The sequence below is a fragment of the Candidatus Fukatsuia anoeciicola genome, from assembly GCF_964059965.1.
Lineage (GTDB): Bacteria > Pseudomonadota > Gammaproteobacteria > Enterobacterales > Enterobacteriaceae > Fukatsuia > Fukatsuia anoeciicola.
Window position 1 is genome coordinate 691,835 of sequence record NZ_OZ060923.1, and the last position, 20,614, is coordinate 712,448.

Consider the following 20,614-nt stretch of genomic DNA (forward strand, 5'->3'; position numbering starts at 1 on the left):
CCATATATTTTAACATAAAGAATAAGATTCTAACTATTAGTTGACTGTTTACGTAAAAAAGCTGGAATATCTAAATAATCTGGTTCTTTATTATTATTTGTGGTCTGATTATTAGTTATATTAGCGTTAAATTTACCCTCCTGTGGCATACAGGATACCTTAGGTTGTTGATAACAACGTTCGAGCAATTGAGCTTGTTTATTAGCAAATAACTTAATTTCTTTTTGTTTATCTATGCCAATGCCTGTTGCTACTACAGTAACGCGTAATGTATCATTCATTTCTGGATCTAGCGAAGTACCAATAACAACAGTAGCATTATCAGAAGCAAAAGCGCGGATCGTGTTGCCAACAGTTTCAAATTCATCTAATCGCAGATCTAAGCCAGCAGTAATGTTAACTAATACTCCTCGTGCACCAGATAAATCAATATCTTCTAGTAATGGGCTAGAAATAGCCATTTCTGCTGCTTCTTCTGCACGATCCTCTCCTTGTGAAACGCCAGATCCCATCATTGCATAACCCATTTCTGACATTACAGTACGTACATCTGCAAAATCAACGTTCATTAAACCAGGACGAGTAATTAGCTCTGCAATCCCTTGTACTGCACCTTTTAAAACATTGTTAGCTGCACTGAATGCATCGAGTAATGAAATACCTCGACCAAGTACTTTAAGTAATTTATCATTAGGAATAGTAATTAAAGAATCAACATATTTAGATAACTCAGTAATACCTTGTTCAGCAAATGCCATACGTTTCTTGCCTTCAAACTGAAAAGGTTTAGTTACTACAGCAACGGTTAGAATATTTAATTCTTTTGCTATCTTGGCTACTACAGGAGCAGCTCCTGTTCCAGTTCCTCCACCCATACCTGCGGCTATAAAAACCATATCAGCACCATTAAGCGCAGTACATAGTACTTCACGATCCTCCTCTGCAGAATGATGCCCTACATCAGGGTTAGCACCGGCACCTAAACCTTTAGTAATAGTATTACCAATCTGTATCGTCTGCTCCACTATTGTTTTACTTAATGCCTGAGCATCTGTATTTATAGCAAAAAATTCAACACCTTCTATATTTTCACGTACCATATATTCAACAGCATTACTACCACCACCACCAACTCCGATAACTTTAATTACCGCGTCATTAGTTAATTCCGTTGGTTCAAACATAGCTTCTCTCCGCTTTATGCTTATAACTTTGAGATCATACCCCTGTTTTTTATGATGATTTTTTTGTTATAATATCAGGTTAAAACTCTTTTCTTAACCAGTTATTAATACGTTTAAACCAACCATAGACTGAAGCATGTTTTCTTTTATCTAATTCACTATTAAGATAATTCTCTTTACCATACTGCAATAATCCAATAGCAGTAGAATAATAAGGTGCCTGAGCACAGTCTGTAAGCCCAGTAATATTAAGAGATTGACCAATACGAACTTGAGTATGAAACACTTGTTGCGCGCAGGCTACTAGCCCCTCAATTTGAGACGCTCCTCCTGTTAGCACAATTCCTGCTGCCAAGTAATGGTTTATCTTCTGCTGACGTAATCGCTCTTGTAACTGTAATATCTCCTTATTAACTAAGTTAAGTAACTCGGTATAACGCGGTTCAATTACTTCGGCTAGAGCCTGTCTTTGCAAGCTACGAGAAGGATACCTACCTACACTAGGTACTTCTATAGTCTCATTCTTATTAACAATTAAACTAAGTGCACATCCATATTGAACTTTAATTTTTTCTGCATTACCTGGTAACATGCCAAAAGCATAAGCAATATCGTTAGTAACTACATTGCCAGCATAAGGAATAACTTTACTATGGCGCAAAGCTCCACTAGTATAAATAACAATATCCATTGTGCTACCACCAATATCTATCATACAAACACCTAACTCACGCTCATCTTCAGTTAATACTGCATAACTAGCAGCTAATCCAGAAAAAATTAATTGATCAACTTTTAGACTACAATGCTCAACTGCTTTAATAATATTTTTTGCTATATCATTATGACATGTAATTAAATGTACTTTAGCATGCATTCGTACGCCACAAAGTCCAACTGGATTCTTAATACCTTCTTGGTAATCAATAGCATATTCTTGAGGAATAATATGTAATATACGATGTTCATCACGTACACGTACTGACTTTGCGGTATGAACTACATTTTCAACATCTTCTTGAGTGACTTCCTCTTCAAGTATAGGTACCATCCCTATTTCATTTTGACAACTAATATGCTTTCCTGATAGAGCTAAATAAACGGAAGAGATTTGACAATCTGCCATTAACTCAGCCTGATTAATGGCATGATGTACGCATTTTATTACTGATTCAAGATTATTAACTCCACCTTTATTCATGCCACGTGAAGGACAGCTACCTACGCCAATAATATTAACCATGCCATCGGGCAGAATTTCGCCAACTAATGTCGATACTTTTGTAGCGCCGATCTCAAGACCTACTACTAACTTTCTGTCCGTTGACTTGATCATCGTTATTTGCCTGTCTTCTAATGTTATTGCTACTACTATTATTTTAATAATTAATTAATCACTTAAAAAATAGATAACTAACCTACTGCAGCCCCGCTATCATAACGTAAATCAATGTAATTAAATTGTTTGTCAGGTTCTTTTTTCAGTAATTGATATAATTCAATAAAACGTTTTAAGCGTCCAATAAGGTCATCTCGCCCTAATTCAAGTCGTACATCATTATCTAAAGTTAACTGCCAAGAATGACGTGCGCTCATTGTAACCTTTTTTATTTTAAATTTATTAGCAGCTAATATTTTATTAATTGTTTGATAACCATTCAATACATCATACTCACTACCTTCAGAGCCGTAAAGTAATACTAGTTTCTGATTACGAATACGTTCTAATGGCACAATAAATGGCTTTCCTTCGCTGCTAAGTAAATATAAATCGTTCCAACGTGCTACCGGTACATATTCTACTAAGTGAATTCTTAATTTATTTGGCCATTGCTTACGCACGCTACCTTGCTTTATCCAAGGAAAATATTCAATATGCTGTTGAAAAATATTTATATCTTGTTTTATAAAGGAAGTAGACGCTCCTAATGATAGAAATACTTGGCGGATATCATCATTAGTAGTGAAGTAACGTTCTCCTGTCACTACTAATTTTGATGATGGTAAATGGCGCTTATCTTTTATACAACTAATAATTATCCAAATCATCCATAGCAGTGTTACTAAAATTATTAGAAGAAAAATTAATCCAGCTAATTGATCTTTTTTATAATTTTGTTGTGTAGCTTGCTTAGTAATATTATTTATCACCATCTGTTCCTGTATTTTTCTAGTAGCTTGTAACATATTAATTAGCCAACATTAGAATACGCATTACAAGCTGAGTAAAATTAAGTCCATACTGGCGTGCTGCTATTGGTACTAAACTATGATTAGTCATTCCTGGCGAAGTATTTACTTCTAATAAATAGAAAGTACCATCGCTATCCCGCATTATATCAATTCTACCCCAACCACTACAACCTAGCGCCTGATAAGCTTGTTTTGCTAATCGTGCTAATTGTTGCTCTTCATCTTGGTCTAAACCACTTGGGCAAAAATATTCTGTATTATTTGAGATATATTTAGCATTATAATCATAAAACATAGCAGATGTCTGAATACGAATTGATGGTAAAATTTCGTTACCTAGTATTGCAATAGTAAATTCTGATCCACTAAGCCATTTTTCAATTAAGATTTCATCATCATAGTAGAAAGCTTCTTTTAACGCAGGTAGTAATTCATTATCCTGCGTAACTTTACTTATTCCTATACTAGAACCTTCGCGATTTGGCTTAATAATTAATGGAAAATCAAGATGTTTAGTAAGTAGTTTTATATCATTAAGTAAAATAGTTGTAAATTGTTGACGATTTAATGAAATATAAGGTGCTATAGGTAAACCTAATGCTTGCCATATTAATTTACTGCGTAATTTATCTATTGCTAGAGCACAAGCTAATACACCACTACCAGTATAAGGCAACCCTAAGAATTCTAATACTCCTTGTAAGCTGCCATCTTCGCCGGCACGTCCATGAAGTGCAATAAAAACTTTATCAAATTCTAGTTGTTTTAATTTCATGACTGTAACTTCTTTACTATCTACTGCATGCGCATTAATGCCCCCTTGACGTAAACTTGCTAATATAGCTTTACCTGATAACACTGAAATTTCACGTTCAGAGGAAACTCCGCCCAGCAATACCGCAACCTTTTCAGTCATGACTTGCCTCATTCTTATCTAATAGATATTATTTAAGTGACTATTATTTTAATTGTTATTATTTTATTAGCTATTTAAATAGTAATTTAATAACAGTTATTACCATGACTAGAATTCTAATTCTGTTAGGCGTAGCGCAATTTTACTAACTGTGCCTGCACCTTGAACTAATAGTAGATCATTTCCATTGAGCATAGAGGTTAAAATCTTTAGTATATCTTCATTTTTTTCAATTAAGATTGGATCGATATAACCACGGTTACGAATAGCACGACATAAAGAACGACTGTCAGCACCCGGGATAACTGATTCGCCTGCAGAATAAACATCAAGCATTAGTAAGAGATCTACTTGAGATAGTACACTAACAAAATCGTCATATAGATCATGTGTACGTGAATAGCGATGTGGTTGAAAAATCATTACAATACGTTTATCTGGCCAACCAACACGTGCAGCTTTGATTGTAACATTAACTTCAGTAGGATGATGTCCATAATCATCAACTACCATAACGTTACCTTCTTTGCCATTTATCTTTTTTAATGAAAAGCTACCAAGAATATCAAAACGACGACTAGTTCCTTGAAAATTTTTTAACGCTCTTAAAATACAATCATCTGTAATTCCTTCTTCCATTGCTACCGTTACTGCAGCTGCTGCATTAAGTGCGTTATAACGACCTGGTGCATTCAACATTACTTTCATTGCTGCTTTATCTCGTCGTTCTAAAATAAAATAACTTTGTGCCTTTTTCTGCTGATAGTTAACAATTTGTATGTCAGCATTTTTTGTAAAACCATAAGTTATAACATGACGCCCTATACGCGGTAATATTTCTAATACTACGGGATCATCAATACACATTATAGATTGACCATAAAATGGTAAATTATGCAAAAAATTAATAAAAGTCTGTTTTAAATTCTCAAAATTACCTTGATAGGCTTCCATATGATCGGCTTCAATATTAGTTACTATTGCCATCATAGGTTGCAGATAGAGAAAAGATGCATCACTTTCATCTGCTTCGACAATTAGATAACGACTAACACCCAAACGTGCACGAACACCTGCAGCTTTTACTAATCCACCATTAATAAAAGTTGGATCTAAACCTGCTTCAGCATAAATACAAGCAACCATTGCAGTAGTAGTAGTCTTGCCATGAGTGCCAGCAATAGCAATACCATAACGATAACGCATTAGTTCAGCTAGCATTTCTGCACGACGAATCACCGGAATACGAGCTTTTATCGCTGCAATAACCTCTGGATTATCATTAAGGATCGCACTAGAAGTAACTACTACATTAGCACCAAGTATATTTTTTGCATGATGATAATAATTAATCTGTACACCTAATTTACTTAATATTTGAGTTACTGAATTAGATATTAGATCAGACCCACTAATTTGATAACCTTCATTTACTAGCACTTCAGCTATACCTCCCATGCCTGCACCACCAATACCAACAAAGTGAATGCATCGAATGCGTCGCATTTCAGGCACAATAGTACGTAATTTCGCTAGTTTTTGTATATTCACGTATTTTACTTTATCCCATTACTTATTATAGGATTAAAAATATTATTTATTATAAATATTGCCTATTTATATATTTCTATGACTTATTTCAGTTGCTATTATTGCATTAGCAACGTGTTTAGTCGCATTAGGAATAGCGATCGCTCTAGCTTTCTCTGCCATGTCTATTAATGTTGCGCGATCCCAGCGTGCTAGTAAATTGCTTACTGCTGATACAGTAAATTGTGATTGCTCAATAATTATACCAGCACCTGCTTCTTTTAGTAGAAGTGCATTCCAATATTGCTGATAATCTTTATGTTCAAATGGAACAAATATTGCTGGTAATCCAACCGCAGCTATTTCACTAACTGTCAAAGCTCCGCTACGACATATTACTACATCAGCCCACGAATAAGCTGCAGCCATATCATCAATAAACTCTATAACTTTATGTTGCTGATTATATTTTTGATAAGCTTGCTGTACTGCTGTGAATGATCCTTTGCCTACTTGATGCCATATTATTATTTGTTCGCTAAATTGACTGGCAACACCTGGTAAAACCTGATTTAATATCTGTGCGCCTTGGCTACCTCCTATAACTAATATTCGTATTGCTCCTGTGCGTGTAGCTAAACGTTGTGTTGGTGGCGGGAATGTAAGTAAATTACTTCGCAACGGATTACCAACCACATCAGCATGCAAAAATGCGCTTGGGAAGGCTTGTAATACTTTTTTAGCAATTTTTGCTAAAATACGATTAGTTAGACCAGCGATACTATTTTGTTCATGTAGTACTAATGGTACTCCACATAACCAAGCTGCTAGCCCACCAGGACCTGAAACATAACCTCCCATTCCTAATGCTACATCCGGTTGGTAATTATAAAAAATTTTTTTTGCCTGGTATACTGCCCTACAAATATATAGCGGTGCTAATAACTGAGTGCGTAATCTTTTACCTCGTAAACCTGAGATCTGAATAAAATCTATTTGAATATTATGTTTAGGGACTAAATTAGCTTCTATTTTATCTGCCGTTCCTAACCAACGTACCTGCCAGTTTTGTGTTTGTAAATACTGAGCTACTGCTAGGCCAGGAAAAACATGACCACCTGTACCACCTGCCATTATCATTAAACGTCTAGTGTTAATATTAGTCACTTAATTCCTTAAAACCTATTTAAAATCTCTTTTATTTAACATATTTAGTTAAATAATTTATTAACATAAACTTAAAATATTTGTTTATTTTTCTTTTTATTCTATACAAAAATTATTTTTTTATTTTCGTTATCTAGCACAACGAAAAAGATTTTTAATAAGTTATTAGAATCTATATAAAATTTATTGTGCTCATCATATCTGTTTTGAATAAATTCTAATAAAAGCTTGAGCATTTGCTAAGCGTGTTTCGAAATCAATACGTAGTAATAATACTATTGCAGTTGACATTATTAACAGACTCGAACCGCCATAACTAATTAAAGGTAGTGTTAAGCCTTTAGTAGGCAGCATTCCAACAGCAGCACCAACATTAATTAATGTTTGCAAACTAAACCAAATACCAATTGAGCATGCTAAAAAACCAGCAAATCTCTGATTAAGTTTTAATGCACGATACCCAATAGACATCGCACGAAAAGCAATAAAAAATATCATTAATAAGGTAAAAGCTACACCAGAATAACCAAGTTCTTCAGCTAAAATTGAAAAAATAAAATCAGTATGTGCTTCTGGTAAATATGCCATTTTCTGTACTGAATTTCCTAATCCTTGCCCCCATAACTCACCACGACCAAATGCCATTAGTGATTGAGTTAATTGATAACCACTACCAAATGGATCGCTCCAAGGATCCCAAAATGATGCGACCCTGCTTATACGATAAGGTTCTATAATAATTAATAAAGCTACTACAAAAATACCACAACTTATAATTGCTAAAAATTGCCATAATTTAGCACCAGCTAAAAATAACATTGCAAGCGTAGTAATAAATAAGACAACCATAGTACCTAAATCAGGTTCAACTAGTAGTAACATAGCAAGAGCTGTCATCATACCCATAGGCTTACAAAAACCCCAAAAATTATGGCGTACTTCTGGCGCCTTACGTACTAGATAGCTACATAGATAGCAAAATAATGCTAATTTAGAAAGTTCTGCTGGTTGAGCACATAATGGACCTATAGTAATCCAGCGTGATGCACCATTAATTGGATTTCCTATAAATAAAACTATAACTAATAACATTATGGCAATAAGTAAAATAATATTACTATAACGCTGCCAGATTAACAGTGGAATTCGTAAGGTTAAGAGTGACATAGCAAATGCTAAAATAAGATAAAATATATCACGTTTAGCAAAAATAAATGGATCATTAGCAAGCCTCTGTCCAATTGGCATTGAAGCTGAGGTTACCATTACTAAACCAATAATCGCTAAACCAAAACTTAACCATACTAGAATTCTATCATAAAGAATAGGATTAACGCTTTCATGGTTATTAGTATTACCTTTTAGTAAGTAAATTATCCAATATTTTAATTTATTAGGTAAACTATAGATATTCATTAGCCTAACTCCTTTGCAAGACGAGAAAACTCATCACCACGTTGTTCGAAATTATGGAATTGATCCAGACTAGCACACGCAGGTGATAGCAATACTACATCTCCACTCACAATTTTCCTAATAATTAACTTCATAGCCTGCTGTAAGTTATTAGCACATTGTGATATTTTTGGTCGTAACTGGGCTAATTGTTGTGCGTCATAACCAAAACAGTAAATACGAATACGATCCCCTTGTAAAAACTTAGTTAAACTAGAGAAGTTAGCAGATTTACCATCTCCTCCTAATAATAGATGCAAAGTACCAGATACTTGTAAACTATTAATGGCAGCTTTAGTACTCCCCACATTTGTAGCTTTAGAATCATTAATCCATCGTATTCCTCTATTTTCAAATACTAATTGAAAACGGTGAGATAATCCCTGATAAGTAGTTAACGCTTTTAGACTGCATGAACGTGGAATACCAGCAGCATCAGCTAATGCTAGTGCTGCTAATGCATTAGTATAATTATGATATCCATTAAGTTTTATTTTTTTAGTATCTAGTACTCTTTCTTTACCTGCTTGTAACCAGAGTGTTTTGTTTTTTTTATTTAAGTTATAATAACCAACATCAATACCAAAATTGATCCAACAGTTATTTCTTCTTTGTTTATTCTTTTTTTGTTTTGACATGGCTTGTCGTAACATAACTTGCGGCGTAATAGTACATTTTGACATAGAAAAATTAGGAATAGTACTAGTATCATTCGCATTTACTACACAAGTTTTTGCATTTTTATAAATACGTAGTTTAGCTGTTTGGTACTGTTTTATTCCTAAAGGATAACGATCATTGTGATCTTCTGTAATATTAAGTACGGTAGCTGCGCACGCACTTAAACTATATGTAGTCTCTAATTGAAAACTAGATAATTCTAGCACTATTAACTGATATTCCTGTTTTAATAGTGTTAACGCAGGAATTCCTATATTGCCTCCAATACCAACTTGCCAACCGGCTGCCTGTGCCATTTCATTCAATAACATAGTAACAGTACTCTTGCCATTAGAGCCAGTAATAGCAATAATAGGTACTTGATTTTCACGGCAAAATAATTCGATATCACCTATAACTTCTACTCCGGCAATTCTTGCTTCATTAAGCACTGGATTAAATAATGCAATACCAGGACTAGCAATAATTAAATCAGCTTCTAATAATTTTTCCCGATTAAGCGAGCCACAATGATATGTTATATTAGCAATTAATTTATGATTTAATTGTGGCGGATTAGTACGGGTATCCATAACATATGGAGTTATACCGCGAGATATAAAAAAATCAATGCAGGAAATACCAGTTAATCCTAATCCAATAATAACTACTTTCTTGCCACTATAATCTACCATAATTACCGTACCTTAAGCGTTGCTAAACCAATCAATACTAATATTAGCGAAACAATCCAAAAACGCACGATTACCCGAGGTTCTGGCCAACCTTTAAGTTCATAATGGTGATGAATTGGCGCCATATGAAAAATACGTCGCCTACGTAATTTAAAAGATCCAACTTGTAAAATAACTGATAAAGCCTCAATTACAAATATTCCCCCCATAATAACTAGTAAAAATTCTTGCCGTAGTAGTACCGAAATAGTACCTAACGCACCACCCAATGCTAATGAACCAACATCACCCATAAATACTTGAGCAGGATAAGTATTAAACCACAAGAAGCCTAAGCCCGAACCAACAATAGAGGTGCAAACAATTACTAATTCGCTAGCATGACGTAAATAAGGAATATGCAAATAATGGGCAAAATTTATATTACCTGTTGCCCAGGACACTAGAGCAAAACTAGCAGCAACAAATATTGTTGGCGTAATTGCTAAACCATCAAGGCCATCCGTAAGATTAACTGCATTACTAGTACCAACAATAACAAAATAAGCTAGTAGAATGTATAAAAAACCTAATTGTGGCATAATATCTTTAAAGAATGGCACGACCAGTTGAGTTGCTACTGTATCTTTACCAATGCTATACATAGCAAAGGCAGCTATTAATGCAATAACTGATTGCCAAAAATATTTCCAACAAGCAATTAAACCATTAGGTTTTTTGCTTACTATTTTACGATAGTCATCAATAAATCCAATAATGCCATAAAAAAATAAAATAAATAGTACGCACCAAACATAAGGATTTATAGGACAAGTCCATATCAATACTGAAATAATAATTGATAGCAGAATCATTAATCCTCCCATGGTAGGGGTACCACGTTTATTAAAATGCGATTTTGGTCCATCACTTCGAACAATCTGACTAATTTGTAGTTTTTGTAATAAAACAATTAGGTGTTGCCCTATCCATAAAGAGAGGCATAAAGCAGTAAGTAAACTAACAATGGCACGAAATGTCAGATAAGAAAAGACATTAAAACCAGAATAAAATTTTACTAAATATTCAGCTAGCCAAACTAACACAATATTTCTCCTGAAGCGTATGTACAATCTTTTCCATTGCAGTACTACGTGAACCTTTGATTAATATAGTGATAATCGGGTGTTCAAGTAATAACATGACTAAATGCATTATTAATTCATGTTGATTCTGAAAATGTTCACCATTGCCACTAGCAAGGCTAAGTTTCTGACTAAATTCCCCGATACTTAAAACTTTATCTACTCCTAATTTTTGAATAATTTTACCAACCTGATAGTGATAATCTGCTGTTTTTTTTCCTAATTCTTTCATATCACCAACAACCATAACTCGATAACCTGGCATATCAGCAAGCACCCTTGCTGCTATAATCATAGAACTTACATTAGCATTATAACTATCATCTAGTAATAATTTCCCCGCTGCAAGATAGATAGGAAATAATCGTCCAGTTATTGCTTGAAATTGCGCGAGCCCTTGACGAATTGCTAATAAATCAGCTCCTACTGACATAGCTAGAGCCGCTGCTGCTAATGCATTAGTAATGTTATGTTGGCCAAGTAATGATAACGTAATCTCTGTGACACCCTGCGGTGAATGTAGAATAAAATGCGTTATCTGAGATTGAGTATGGATATCAGTAGTAAAAAAATCAACATCCTCCTTTGTATTTAGTGCAAAACGCCAAACACGCTGTTGATACGATAAATATCGTTGCCAATGTAACCAATCATGACTATCTGCATTAATAATTGCAGTGCCTTTTGGTGGTAATTTAGTAAAAATTTCTCCTTTAGCTTGAGCAATAGCTGATAAAGAACCAAATCCTTCTAAATGAGCAATGGCTAAATTATTTACTAATACACTTTCAGGTTGGCTTAAAGCGGTAGCGTAAGCAATCTCGCCTAAATGATTAGCACCTAATTCAATAACGGCAAACTCATGTTCTGGCATCAAACGTAATAATGTTAGTGGCACACCGATATCATTGTTTTCATTGCCTATTGTATGCAGTATAGCGTTATCTTTTTTTATATTAATTTGGTGCTGACACAAAATTGCTACAACCATTTCTTTAACTGATGTCTTGCCAGAGGAACCAGTTATAGCTATAACTCGAGTTGGTAATTTTTGGCGCACCCAAGCAGCAAGTTGTCCTAGTGCTATACGGGTATCTGCCACAATTAATTGTGGGATCTTGAATAATAAAAGGTGATTATCTAATGGTCTACTAACTAATAAGACTATGGCACCAGCAGTAACAGCACTCATTGCGAAATTATGCCCATCAAAACGCTTACCTTTTAAAGCAACGAACAGACAACCTGTCGTGGCTTGATGGTTATCAATGACAACTTGTGTGATTTCAATTTTTTTATTAGTTAGTTGTGCGCCAATAAGTTTAGCATCAAGCACTTGTACTAATTTTTGTAAAGAAATTTTGATCATATATTAATTTCTAATAGCCGAGCAATAGTTAGACGATCAGAATATTTAAATTGATGGTTGCCCACTAATTGATAATCCTCATGTCCTTTGCCTGCAATTAAAATTACATCTTGTTCTTTTGCTTGCATAATAGTTTTAGTTAATGCTTCTGTTCGATCATGAATTACTAGTGCATGGTTAACATTAAATAACCCATTACGAATATCTGCTATAATTGTATGTGCTTCTTCGTTGCGTGGATTATCATCTGTCAACACGATATAATCAGCTAATTGTTCTGTAATATTTCCCATTAGCGGGCGTTTACTTTTATCTCTACCCCCGCCGCAACCAAAAATACACCAGAGTTTTCCTTGACAATGTAACCGTGCAGCTATAAGTGCTTTTTTTAATGCATCAGGAGTATGTGCGTAATCTACTATTACCTTTGGTTTGCCTAATGTATTAAATACTTCCATACGTCCACAAATTGGTTTTAATTGTGATACTGTAGCAATTAGTTGCGTTAACGGATAATCAAGTGCTAATAGTGTCGCCAAAGCAATCAATAGATTGCAAACATTAAATTTACCTAGCAGGCGGCTTTGCAAATAACCTGTTCCCCAACTTGAATCAAAATTAATAACTACTCCTTTAGCTTGATAATTAATACTTTGAGTTGCTAGCCAACGTTTTCTACCGCTGATAAAGTTTTTGTTTTGCATTGTTACCGCTACTGCATCAGGTAGCTTATTTAGCCAACGATAACCGACCTTATCATCAGCATTAATTATTTGTTGTTTAACATTATGAGTAGAAAAAAGTAACCATTTTGCTGCCTCATAACTAACCATATCACCATGATAATCTAGATGGTCGTGACTTAAATTAGCAAATACGGCAGCAGCAAAAGACAATGCTGCTACTCGATGTTGTATTAAGCCATGAGAAGAAACTTCTATCGCAGCAAAATTAGCCCCTTGCATCGATAAATAATGTAGCATTTTTTGAATAGCAACCGCAGAATCAGTAGTATTTTTTGTTTGTGTTAACTGTTGGTTTAGTAGTCCACTACCTATTGTACCTAATACGGCGCTAGTCTTTCCTAAAGCATAACTCCACTGTGCTAATAATTGTGTAATTGTCGTTTTTCCATTAGTTCCAGTAACGGCAACTAATTCTAATGTTGTATCTGATTGTGGATAAAAAAATCCAGCTAACTGAGATAAATATCGTGTGAGATCATAAATATAGATTATAGGAACACCTTGTATTTCAGTTATTAAAGGATTAATATTAGCTTCTTTATTTTTTATGTGTGCTTCTATCCCTTTTGCCTCAGCAATAATAGCAGTAGCACCTCGAGCAATAGCTTGTGGAATATAATAACGTGCGTCTATTTTTTGACCAACAATAGCAATAAAAACATCTCCTGTAGTAGTATTACGGCTATCTAATGTCATTTCTCGTAATGGAAATGTAGGAGCATCAAGTCTCCAGGGAGCAAATAAGTTGCGTAAATTACGATTTGCCACCTGAAACCTCTTTTTTATTAAAAACTAGTTTATTTTGATTATTTATTGGTAATGCATCTGGTTCAATATTCATTGTACGTAATACTCCACCCATAATAACACCAAATACCGGAGCAGAAACCGTGCCTCCATAGTATTTACCTGCCTGTGGATCATTAATTACTATAATTAAAGCAAACTGGGGATTGCTTGCTGGAGCTACACCTACAGCATAAGCAATATATTTTTTAATATATTTACCGTCAGGGCCAACTTTTTTAGCTGTACCTGTTTTAAGCGCAAGACGATAACCCTTAATTGCAGCTTTAACACCACCACCACCAGGTAAAGCTACGCTTTCCATCATATTGATTACTGCACGTACTAGTGGTTCTGGAAAGACGCGTTGGCCCATTACAAGTGAATCAACTTTAATAATTGATAGAGGGCGATAAATTCCTAAACTACCAATAGTTGCATAAGCGCGCACTAACTGTAATGGGGTTACCATAAGACCATAACCAAAAGAAAAAGTAGTTCTATCTAGATCAGACCAATGCTGTCTACTTGGATACAAACCGCTTCTTTCACCAACTAATCCTAAGTTTGTAGCCTTACCAATACCAAAAAGAGAATAAGTTTCTACTAATGATGAAGGAGGCATAGCTAATGCTAGTCTAGAAACACCAACATTACTTGATTTTTGTAAAATACCGGTAACTGATAGTTCAGAATAACGCGTAACATCTTTAATTTCATGACCATTAATGTAGAATGGTAATGTGTTTAATATACTGTCCTTTTTTATTAAACCACGCTGTAAAGCTGCCAGCACTACCATAGGTTTTACTGTTGAACCTGGTTCAAAAATATCGGTTATTGCAAGATTACGCATTGCATCCTTGTTAGTACTTGTTAGTTTATTTGGATTGTAAGAAGGGCTATTTGCCATAGCTAATACTTCACCAGTATTAACATCAATCAGGATAGCTGTACCGGATTCTGCTTTGTTAAAAGATACCGCTTTACTTAATTCTTGATATACTAATGTTTGTAAACGTTCATCGATACTAAGTATTAAATTATGAGCTGCCTTACTATTAATAGAAGAGACATCTTCTATAACTCTTCCGTAACGATCTTTACGTACAGTACGTTCTCCAGGTTGCCCCGTAAGCCAATGATCAAAACTTTTTTCTATTCCTTCAATACCTTGGCTATCAATGTTAGTAACGCCAATAATATGCGCCATTACTTGACCAGCAGGATAATAACGACGTGATTCTTTTTGCAGATAGACACCAGGTAATTTTAACTTATTAATATAATTACTGATAGTAGGAGTAACCTGACGTGCTAGGTAAATAAAGCGTCCTTTAGGATTAAAGTTGATGCGTTTAGTTATCTGATCAAGTGAAATATCTAGGATATTAGATAGCGCTTGCCAACATGTATCTTGAGTAATTCCTCCATGCTCAAGTAATTCTTTTGGATCGATCCATATTGCGTCTACTGGTACACTTACAGCTAAGGGGCGCCCTGATCTATCGCTTATCATACCGCGGGTAGTAGGTATTATTTGTATTCGTAGTGAACGCATGTTACCTTCGTGTACTAATTGTTCTGGACTAATTACTTGCAAGTAAGCTGTACGTATCATTAACACTATCATTGCTAATAAAATGCAACCGCAAAGTAAAGTAAATCGCCAACTAATAAAATTAATTTGTTGTTCTTTATGTTTTAATTTATTTTTATGGCGTACTATTTTCATTTTATATAACCTGTTTAAAACTAACATTAAGATTAATATTAAAAATATTTTTTTATTATAATGTTTTCTTGTAATGGATTAACTGGTTGCATTTTTAATTTTTCGCTAGCAATACGTTCAATACGGTTATGAGTACTTAATGCATTTTCTTCTAGAATAAGATTGCGCCATTCAATATCTAGAGCTTCTTTTTCAAGAAGAAGACGCTCACGTTCTGCTGTTAATAAACGAGTTCGATAAGTTGTTATAACTACAAGCATGGCTGATATCAATACCATAACTAATAATATTAATGGAATTTTAGCATTATAGATAAAATCTGTTGTTATTACTTTAATTAAACTTGGTTGTTCATGGCTTGTCATGTATCATCCTTTATCTTCGTATGCTTCGTTATAATTTCATAAAATTTAGTACAGTTTTTCTGCAAAACGAAGTACTGAACTACGTGCTCTTGGGTTTATTTTTACCTCTTTTTTTGAAGGCATTATTTTTTTAAATGATTTCAAATCACGCCTGTATAATTTATGTAACTGTATTTCAGTTAATGGCAAACCAGAAGGAATTTGTTGTCCACGACTATGTTGACGAATAAAATTTTTTACAATACGATCTTCTAATGAATGAAAACTAATTACTGATAATCGTCCTTGTGGTGCTAAAATTTCAAGTGTTGCTTCTAATGCCTTAGTAATTTCTTCCAACTCCTTATTAAGGTAGATACGAATAGCCTGAAAACTAAGTGTAGCTGGGTGCTTATGTTTTTTATACCAAGGAATGGTATTAGTAATTAGGTGAGCTAGTTCAAAAGTTTTTGTTATTGGTTGTTGTCGGTTACATTTAACAATAGCGTGAGCTAATTGTTTTGCAAAACGTTCTTCACCAAAGGTTTTTAGTACCCAGGTAATTTCATTTATTTCTGCTTTTAACAGCCATTGTGCTGCAGATATGCCACGAGAAGGATCCATGCGCATATCAAGTGGACCATTGCGCATAAAAGAAAAACCGCGTTGTGGATTATCAAGTTGAGGGGATGACACGCCAAGATCAAATAATATACCATCAATATGTCCAATAAGATTTCGTTGACGCATATATTGTACTAAATTAGAAAAAGAGCCATGGATAATAGTAAAACGAGAATCAATGATAGATTTTGCGGTTGCTATTGCTTGTGAGTCACAATCGATAGCAATTAGATGTCCTTCACGACTAAGTTGTGAGAGAATTTTGCGAGCATGACCTCCACAACCAAAAGTAGCATCGATGTAAATACCATTATCGCGAATATTAAGGGTATCTACTGCTTCATTTAACAATACGCTTATATGTTCGTAATTAGTTGCTATTTTATTCATTTATTATAATCTTACATTGTTTTACTGTTTATTTGCTCTAACTACAAAAAAAATGCTATATTAAGTAAACTCTAATATTTGGTAGTACTATGAAATTACCCTTATATTTTTAAAACTTATTATTATTAGATCATAGAGCATAGTTAAGCTATCTTTTTACTACTCAAATGATAAATAAATACTTAAAAATTTTAATAGAATTTTAAAATTCTATTAAAATAAGGTTAATTAGTTAGCTATATATCTTGTAACATAACTTATAAAAAGTATTCCTATTAGGAAATAAGAATTAATATTCCAATAAAATAAATTTTTTAACATTAGTTTTTATATTATAGCTAATTAATTAGTATTTAATAATTTTATTATATTTTATAAAAATATTTTATTAGAATATTAATTATTATATTTTTCTTTATTTTACGTCATTAATAAATGTTAACCTAAAATAGAATAAAGTTAAATAATGACATGTTTAGGTAAATATTTGAGACTTAATTAAAATAATAAATTTATTTTATTTTTAAAATTTGGCGTAAAATAGTGGCACAAAAAGATTATGTAAGTCGAGAACATTTAATAATATCTCGGAGTAAAACTAGGCGCTTAAAAAAAGTTAATAATTATAGTATGGCTATAATTACACTAGTTTTAGTTGTCGTGCTATTGATAAAAGTTATTACAGAATTTTATTTTATTAGCAATAATAAAGTAGATAAACTGCGATTATTGCCAAATCATAATATTCATACTATTACCAAACTACCTCCATTACCAGAAGAGCGTTGGCACTATATTAAAGAATTAGAAAATCGCCAAATTGAGATTGCAAAACCTACAGAATTTTCTTCAAATAGTAAAACACATTTACTATCATCATTAAACTATAACTACTCTTATCAAATAATGGAGCCACTATTAGTTACAACACCAAAACTTAAACTAGGAAAAGAAAAAGTACAGAACTGGGTACTACAATGTGGGTCTTTCCGCATAATAGATCAGGCTAAATTAATTCAGGCTAAATTAGCTTTTGATGGCATTGAAAGCCAACTTACTTCTAGTAATGGCTGGTATCGTGTTTTGCTTGGTCCTTACAGCAACTATACTAGTATAAATAAGATATTTAAACACCTCAAAGATAATAAAGTATTAAATTGTATTACCCTCTCTATTAGGGGTTGAAAAATATGATTTCTCCCCCATCCATAGTTTAAAAATAATTTTTAAATATACTGTGTTATTGTTAAGAAAGCATTATGTCAGAAACAACGTTTTTTAGTATAACACGAGGCTTATTCAGTCTACAACAAGGGGTTGTTCGTGACAACAATTGTGAGTGTACGTCTTAATGGAAGGGTAGTAATTGGTGGTGATGGTCAAGTAACTTTAGGCAATACAGTAATGAAAAGCAATGCTCGTAAAGTACGTCGTCTTTACCATAATCAGGTGCTTGCAGGATTTGCTGGTGGTACTGCTGATGCTTTTACTTTATTCGAGTTATTTGAAAGTAAACTAGAAACGCATCAAGGAAATTTAGATAAAGCTGCTGTTGAATTAGCAAAGGAATGGCGTACTGATCGCTCACTACGTCGTTTTGAGGCTTTATTAGCAGTAGCAAATAAAAAATCATCCCTGATTATTACAGGTACTGGAGATGTCGTACGGCCTACAAAAGATTTAATTGCCATTGGTTCTGGTGGTCCTTATGCTCAGTCTTCAGCAATGGCGTTGCTTGAAAATTCTCAGTTAAATGCTAGAGAAATTGTAGAAAAATCGCTAAGTATTGCGGGGATGATTTGTATTTACACAAACCTTAACCAAACTCTTGAAGAGTTAATTTGTGAAGACACTGAGAAAGAGACACCATTAATAGATAATAGTAAGATTAAAACTAAAGTGCGTGCTCATACCCGTAGTGCAAAAATTAAGAATTTACCTTTAAAGAGCAAGGAATAGGAATATGTCTGCAATTGATCCACAGGAACTTACCCCCAGTCAGATAGTTAATGAGTTAAATAACCATATTATTGGTCAGAATAAAGCTAAACGTGCTGTTGCTATCGCCTTACGTAATCGTTGGCGGCGTATGCAGTTGAATAAAGAGTTGCGTTATGAAGTAACACCAAAGAATATTTTAATGATTGGTCCAACAGGTGTAGGTAAAACAGAAATTGCTCGTCGTTTAGCTAAATTAGTTAATGCGCCCTTTATTAAGGTTGAAGCGACAAAATTTACCGAAGTTGGTTATGTAGGTAAGGAAGTTGATTCTATTATACGTGATTTGACTGATGCCGCAATAAAAATGGCGCGTCAGCAATCTATCGAGAAAATGCGTCCACGTGCTGAAGAATTAGCTGAAGAACGTATCCTAGATGTTTTAGTTACACCACCAGCAAAAGATAATTCAGAATCTAAAGAAAAATTGGAACTTCCTTCTGCCGCTCGTGCTATTTTTCGTAAAAAACTACGTGAAGGCGAGCTTAATGATAAAGAAATTGAAATTGATTTAACAGTAGGATCACTGGGAGTAGAAATTATGACACCTCCTGGTATGGAAGAAATAACTAACCATCTACAGTCTATATTCCAACAGATGAATAGTCAAAGGCAAAAAACACGTAAACTTAAAATAAGAGAAGCATTTAGATTAGTAGTTGAAGAAGAAGCGGCTAAGTTAATGAATCCAGAAGAGCTACACAAACAAGCTATTGAGGCTGTTGAACAGCAAGGTATCGTATTTATTGATGAAATAGATAAAATCTGTAAACGAGGACAAGCTTCTAGTGCAGATATCTCCCGTCAAGGTGTACAGAGGGATTTACTTCCATTAGTAGAAGGCTGTACGGTTTCTACTAAGTATGGTATGGTAAAAACAGATCATATTCTATTTATTGCCTCAGGTGCCTTTCAGGTGGCAAGTCCTTATGATTTGATTCCTGAATTACAAGGACGCTTACCTATTCAAGTAGAATTAGAAGCGCTTAGCACTGAAGATTTTAAACGTATTCTAACTGAACCAAATGCCTCTCTTACAGAGCAATATAAAGCATTAATAGCAACAGAAGGTGTAACTATTAAATTTACTGAAAATGGCATTAATAGTATTGCTAAAGCAGCTTGGCTAGTAAACGAAAATACTGAAAATATTGGAGCACGTCGTTTACATACAGTATTAGAACGTTTAATGGAAGATATTTCTTATAGTGCCAGTGAAAACCAAGGTCAATCTATTATTATTAATGAAGATTATGTGCATAAGTATCTAGACAAACTAATAATAGATGAAGATTTAAGTCGTTATATTCTATAAAGATATTAGCTTATTCGAGACATAGAATGTTAAAAAGCCTCGTGGTTTTTATGAGGCTTTATATTGAGCTTGGTACAATAAAAAATTTATACGACTTTGTCAGTGCTGATTTACAGTTTCAACACTGACAAATTTACGACTTTTTAAGCCTTGAATCTTAAATTTAACTTTACCACTTGTTATAGCAAATAAGGTATGATCCTTACCGCAACCAACGTTAGTACCTGCATGAAATTTAGTACCACGTTGACGAACTATAATACTGCCAGCTGTTATTATTTCACCACTAAACCGCTTCACACCAAGACGTTTACTTTCAGAGTCTCGACCATTACGCGTTGAACCACCAGCTTTTTTATGTGCCATAAATTTATCCCTTAAAA

The 20,614-nt window shown here is 33.9% G+C and carries 17 protein-coding genes and 1 pseudogene; 3 read left to right on the plus strand and 15 right to left on the minus strand.

Features of this window, described 5'->3' with window-relative positions:
* Positions 1 to 29 precede the first annotated feature (29 nt).
* From ftsZ to rsmH, 14 genes are all read right to left on the minus strand, one after another.
* Positions 30 to 1,184 (minus strand): cell division protein FtsZ, encoded by a 1,155-nt coding sequence (gene ftsZ / locus AB4W73_RS02205; RefSeq protein ID WP_367680224.1) that lies wholly within the window; start codon positions 1,182 to 1,184, stop codon positions 30 to 32.
* Between the two features lie 79 nt (positions 1,185 to 1,263).
* Positions 1,264 to 2,520, minus strand: a complete 1,257-nt coding sequence (gene ftsA, locus AB4W73_RS02210) for a cell division protein FtsA (RefSeq protein ID WP_367680225.1) — start codon at positions 2,518 to 2,520, stop codon at positions 1,264 to 1,266.
* A gap of 77 nt (positions 2,521 to 2,597) precedes the next feature.
* Complete coding sequence (locus AB4W73_RS02215; RefSeq protein WP_367680759.1) at positions 2,598 to 3,338, minus strand: cell division protein FtsQ/DivIB; 741 nt, start codon at positions 3,336 to 3,338, stop codon at positions 2,598 to 2,600.
* A 34-nt stretch (positions 3,339 to 3,372) separates the two neighbouring features.
* Positions 3,373 to 4,293, minus strand: a complete 921-nt coding sequence (locus tag AB4W73_RS02220; RefSeq protein WP_367680226.1) for a D-alanine--D-alanine ligase — start codon at positions 4,291 to 4,293, stop codon at positions 3,373 to 3,375.
* Positions 4,294 to 4,401: 108 nt separating this feature from the next.
* Positions 4,402 to 5,844, minus strand: a complete 1,443-nt coding sequence (gene murC / locus AB4W73_RS02225; RefSeq protein WP_367680227.1) for a UDP-N-acetylmuramate--L-alanine ligase — start codon at positions 5,842 to 5,844, stop codon at positions 4,402 to 4,404.
* A gap of 66 nt (positions 5,845 to 5,910) precedes the next feature.
* Entirely contained in the window at positions 5,911 to 6,963 is a 1,053-nt protein-coding gene (gene murG / locus AB4W73_RS02230) for an undecaprenyldiphospho-muramoylpentapeptide beta-N-acetylglucosaminyltransferase (protein WP_367680760.1), read from the minus strand.
* A gap of 222 nt (positions 6,964 to 7,185) precedes the next feature.
* Positions 7,186 to 8,406: a cell division protein FtsW gene (ftsW, locus tag AB4W73_RS02235; RefSeq protein WP_367680228.1), complete on the minus strand. Its 1,221-nt coding sequence runs from the start codon at positions 8,404 to 8,406 to the stop codon at positions 7,186 to 7,188.
* Positions 8,406 to 9,800 (minus strand): UDP-N-acetylmuramoyl-L-alanine--D-glutamate ligase, encoded by a 1,395-nt coding sequence (murD, locus tag AB4W73_RS02240; protein WP_367680229.1) that lies wholly within the window; start codon positions 9,798 to 9,800, stop codon positions 8,406 to 8,408. Before murD ends, ftsW begins: the two co-directional genes overlap by 1 nt.
* A 2-nt stretch (positions 9,801 to 9,802) precedes the next feature.
* Positions 9,803 to 10,885 (minus strand): phospho-N-acetylmuramoyl-pentapeptide-transferase, encoded by a 1,083-nt coding sequence (gene mraY / locus AB4W73_RS02245; protein ID WP_367680230.1) that lies wholly within the window; start codon positions 10,883 to 10,885, stop codon positions 9,803 to 9,805.
* Entirely contained in the window at positions 10,866 to 12,293 is a 1,428-nt protein-coding gene (gene murF, locus AB4W73_RS02250) for a UDP-N-acetylmuramoyl-tripeptide--D-alanyl-D-alanine ligase (protein ID WP_367680231.1), read from the minus strand. Before murF ends, mraY begins: the two co-directional genes overlap by 20 nt.
* Positions 12,290 to 13,807, minus strand: coding sequence for a UDP-N-acetylmuramoyl-L-alanyl-D-glutamate--2,6-diaminopimelate ligase (gene murE / locus AB4W73_RS02255; protein ID WP_367680232.1), 1,518 nt, complete (start codon positions 13,805 to 13,807; stop codon positions 12,290 to 12,292). Before murE ends, murF begins: the two co-directional genes overlap by 4 nt.
* Positions 13,794 to 15,560 carry a peptidoglycan glycosyltransferase FtsI gene (gene ftsI / locus AB4W73_RS02260; protein WP_367680233.1) on the minus strand — a complete coding sequence of 589 codons (1,767 nt, stop codon included), beginning with the start codon at positions 15,558 to 15,560 and terminating at the stop codon, positions 13,794 to 13,796. Before ftsI ends, murE begins: the two co-directional genes overlap by 14 nt.
* A 38-nt stretch (positions 15,561 to 15,598) precedes the next feature.
* Positions 15,599 to 15,925, minus strand: a complete 327-nt coding sequence (gene ftsL, locus AB4W73_RS02265; RefSeq protein ID WP_367680234.1) for a cell division protein FtsL — start codon at positions 15,923 to 15,925, stop codon at positions 15,599 to 15,601.
* Between the two features lie 45 nt (positions 15,926 to 15,970).
* A complete protein-coding gene (gene rsmH / locus AB4W73_RS02270; RefSeq protein ID WP_367680235.1) occupies positions 15,971 to 16,918 on the minus strand; it encodes a 16S rRNA (cytosine(1402)-N(4))-methyltransferase RsmH in 948 nt (315 codons plus the stop codon).
* Positions 16,919 to 17,461: 543 nt separating this feature from the next.
* Here rsmH and AB4W73_RS02275 point away from each other — a divergent pair.
* From AB4W73_RS02275 to hslU, 3 genes and pseudogenes are all read left to right on the plus strand, one after another.
* Positions 17,462 to 18,103, plus strand: coding sequence for an SPOR domain-containing protein (locus AB4W73_RS02275; protein WP_367680236.1), 642 nt, complete (start codon positions 17,462 to 17,464; stop codon positions 18,101 to 18,103).
* Positions 18,104 to 18,241: 138 nt separating this feature from the next.
* A pseudogene (gene hslV, locus AB4W73_RS02280) lies at positions 18,242 to 18,757 on the plus strand (ATP-dependent protease subunit HslV); the annotation flags it as partial.
* A gap of 124 nt (positions 18,758 to 18,881) precedes the next feature.
* Positions 18,882 to 20,231, plus strand: a complete 1,350-nt coding sequence (gene hslU, locus AB4W73_RS02285) for an HslU--HslV peptidase ATPase subunit (protein ID WP_367680237.1) — start codon at positions 18,882 to 18,884, stop codon at positions 20,229 to 20,231.
* 99 nt (positions 20,232 to 20,330) lie between these two features.
* Here the strand turns inward: hslU and rpmA are convergent, their stop codons facing one another.
* Complete coding sequence (gene rpmA, locus AB4W73_RS02290; RefSeq protein WP_367680238.1) at positions 20,331 to 20,597, minus strand: 50S ribosomal protein L27; 267 nt, start codon at positions 20,595 to 20,597, stop codon at positions 20,331 to 20,333.
* Positions 20,598 to 20,614: the final 17 nt, after the last annotated feature.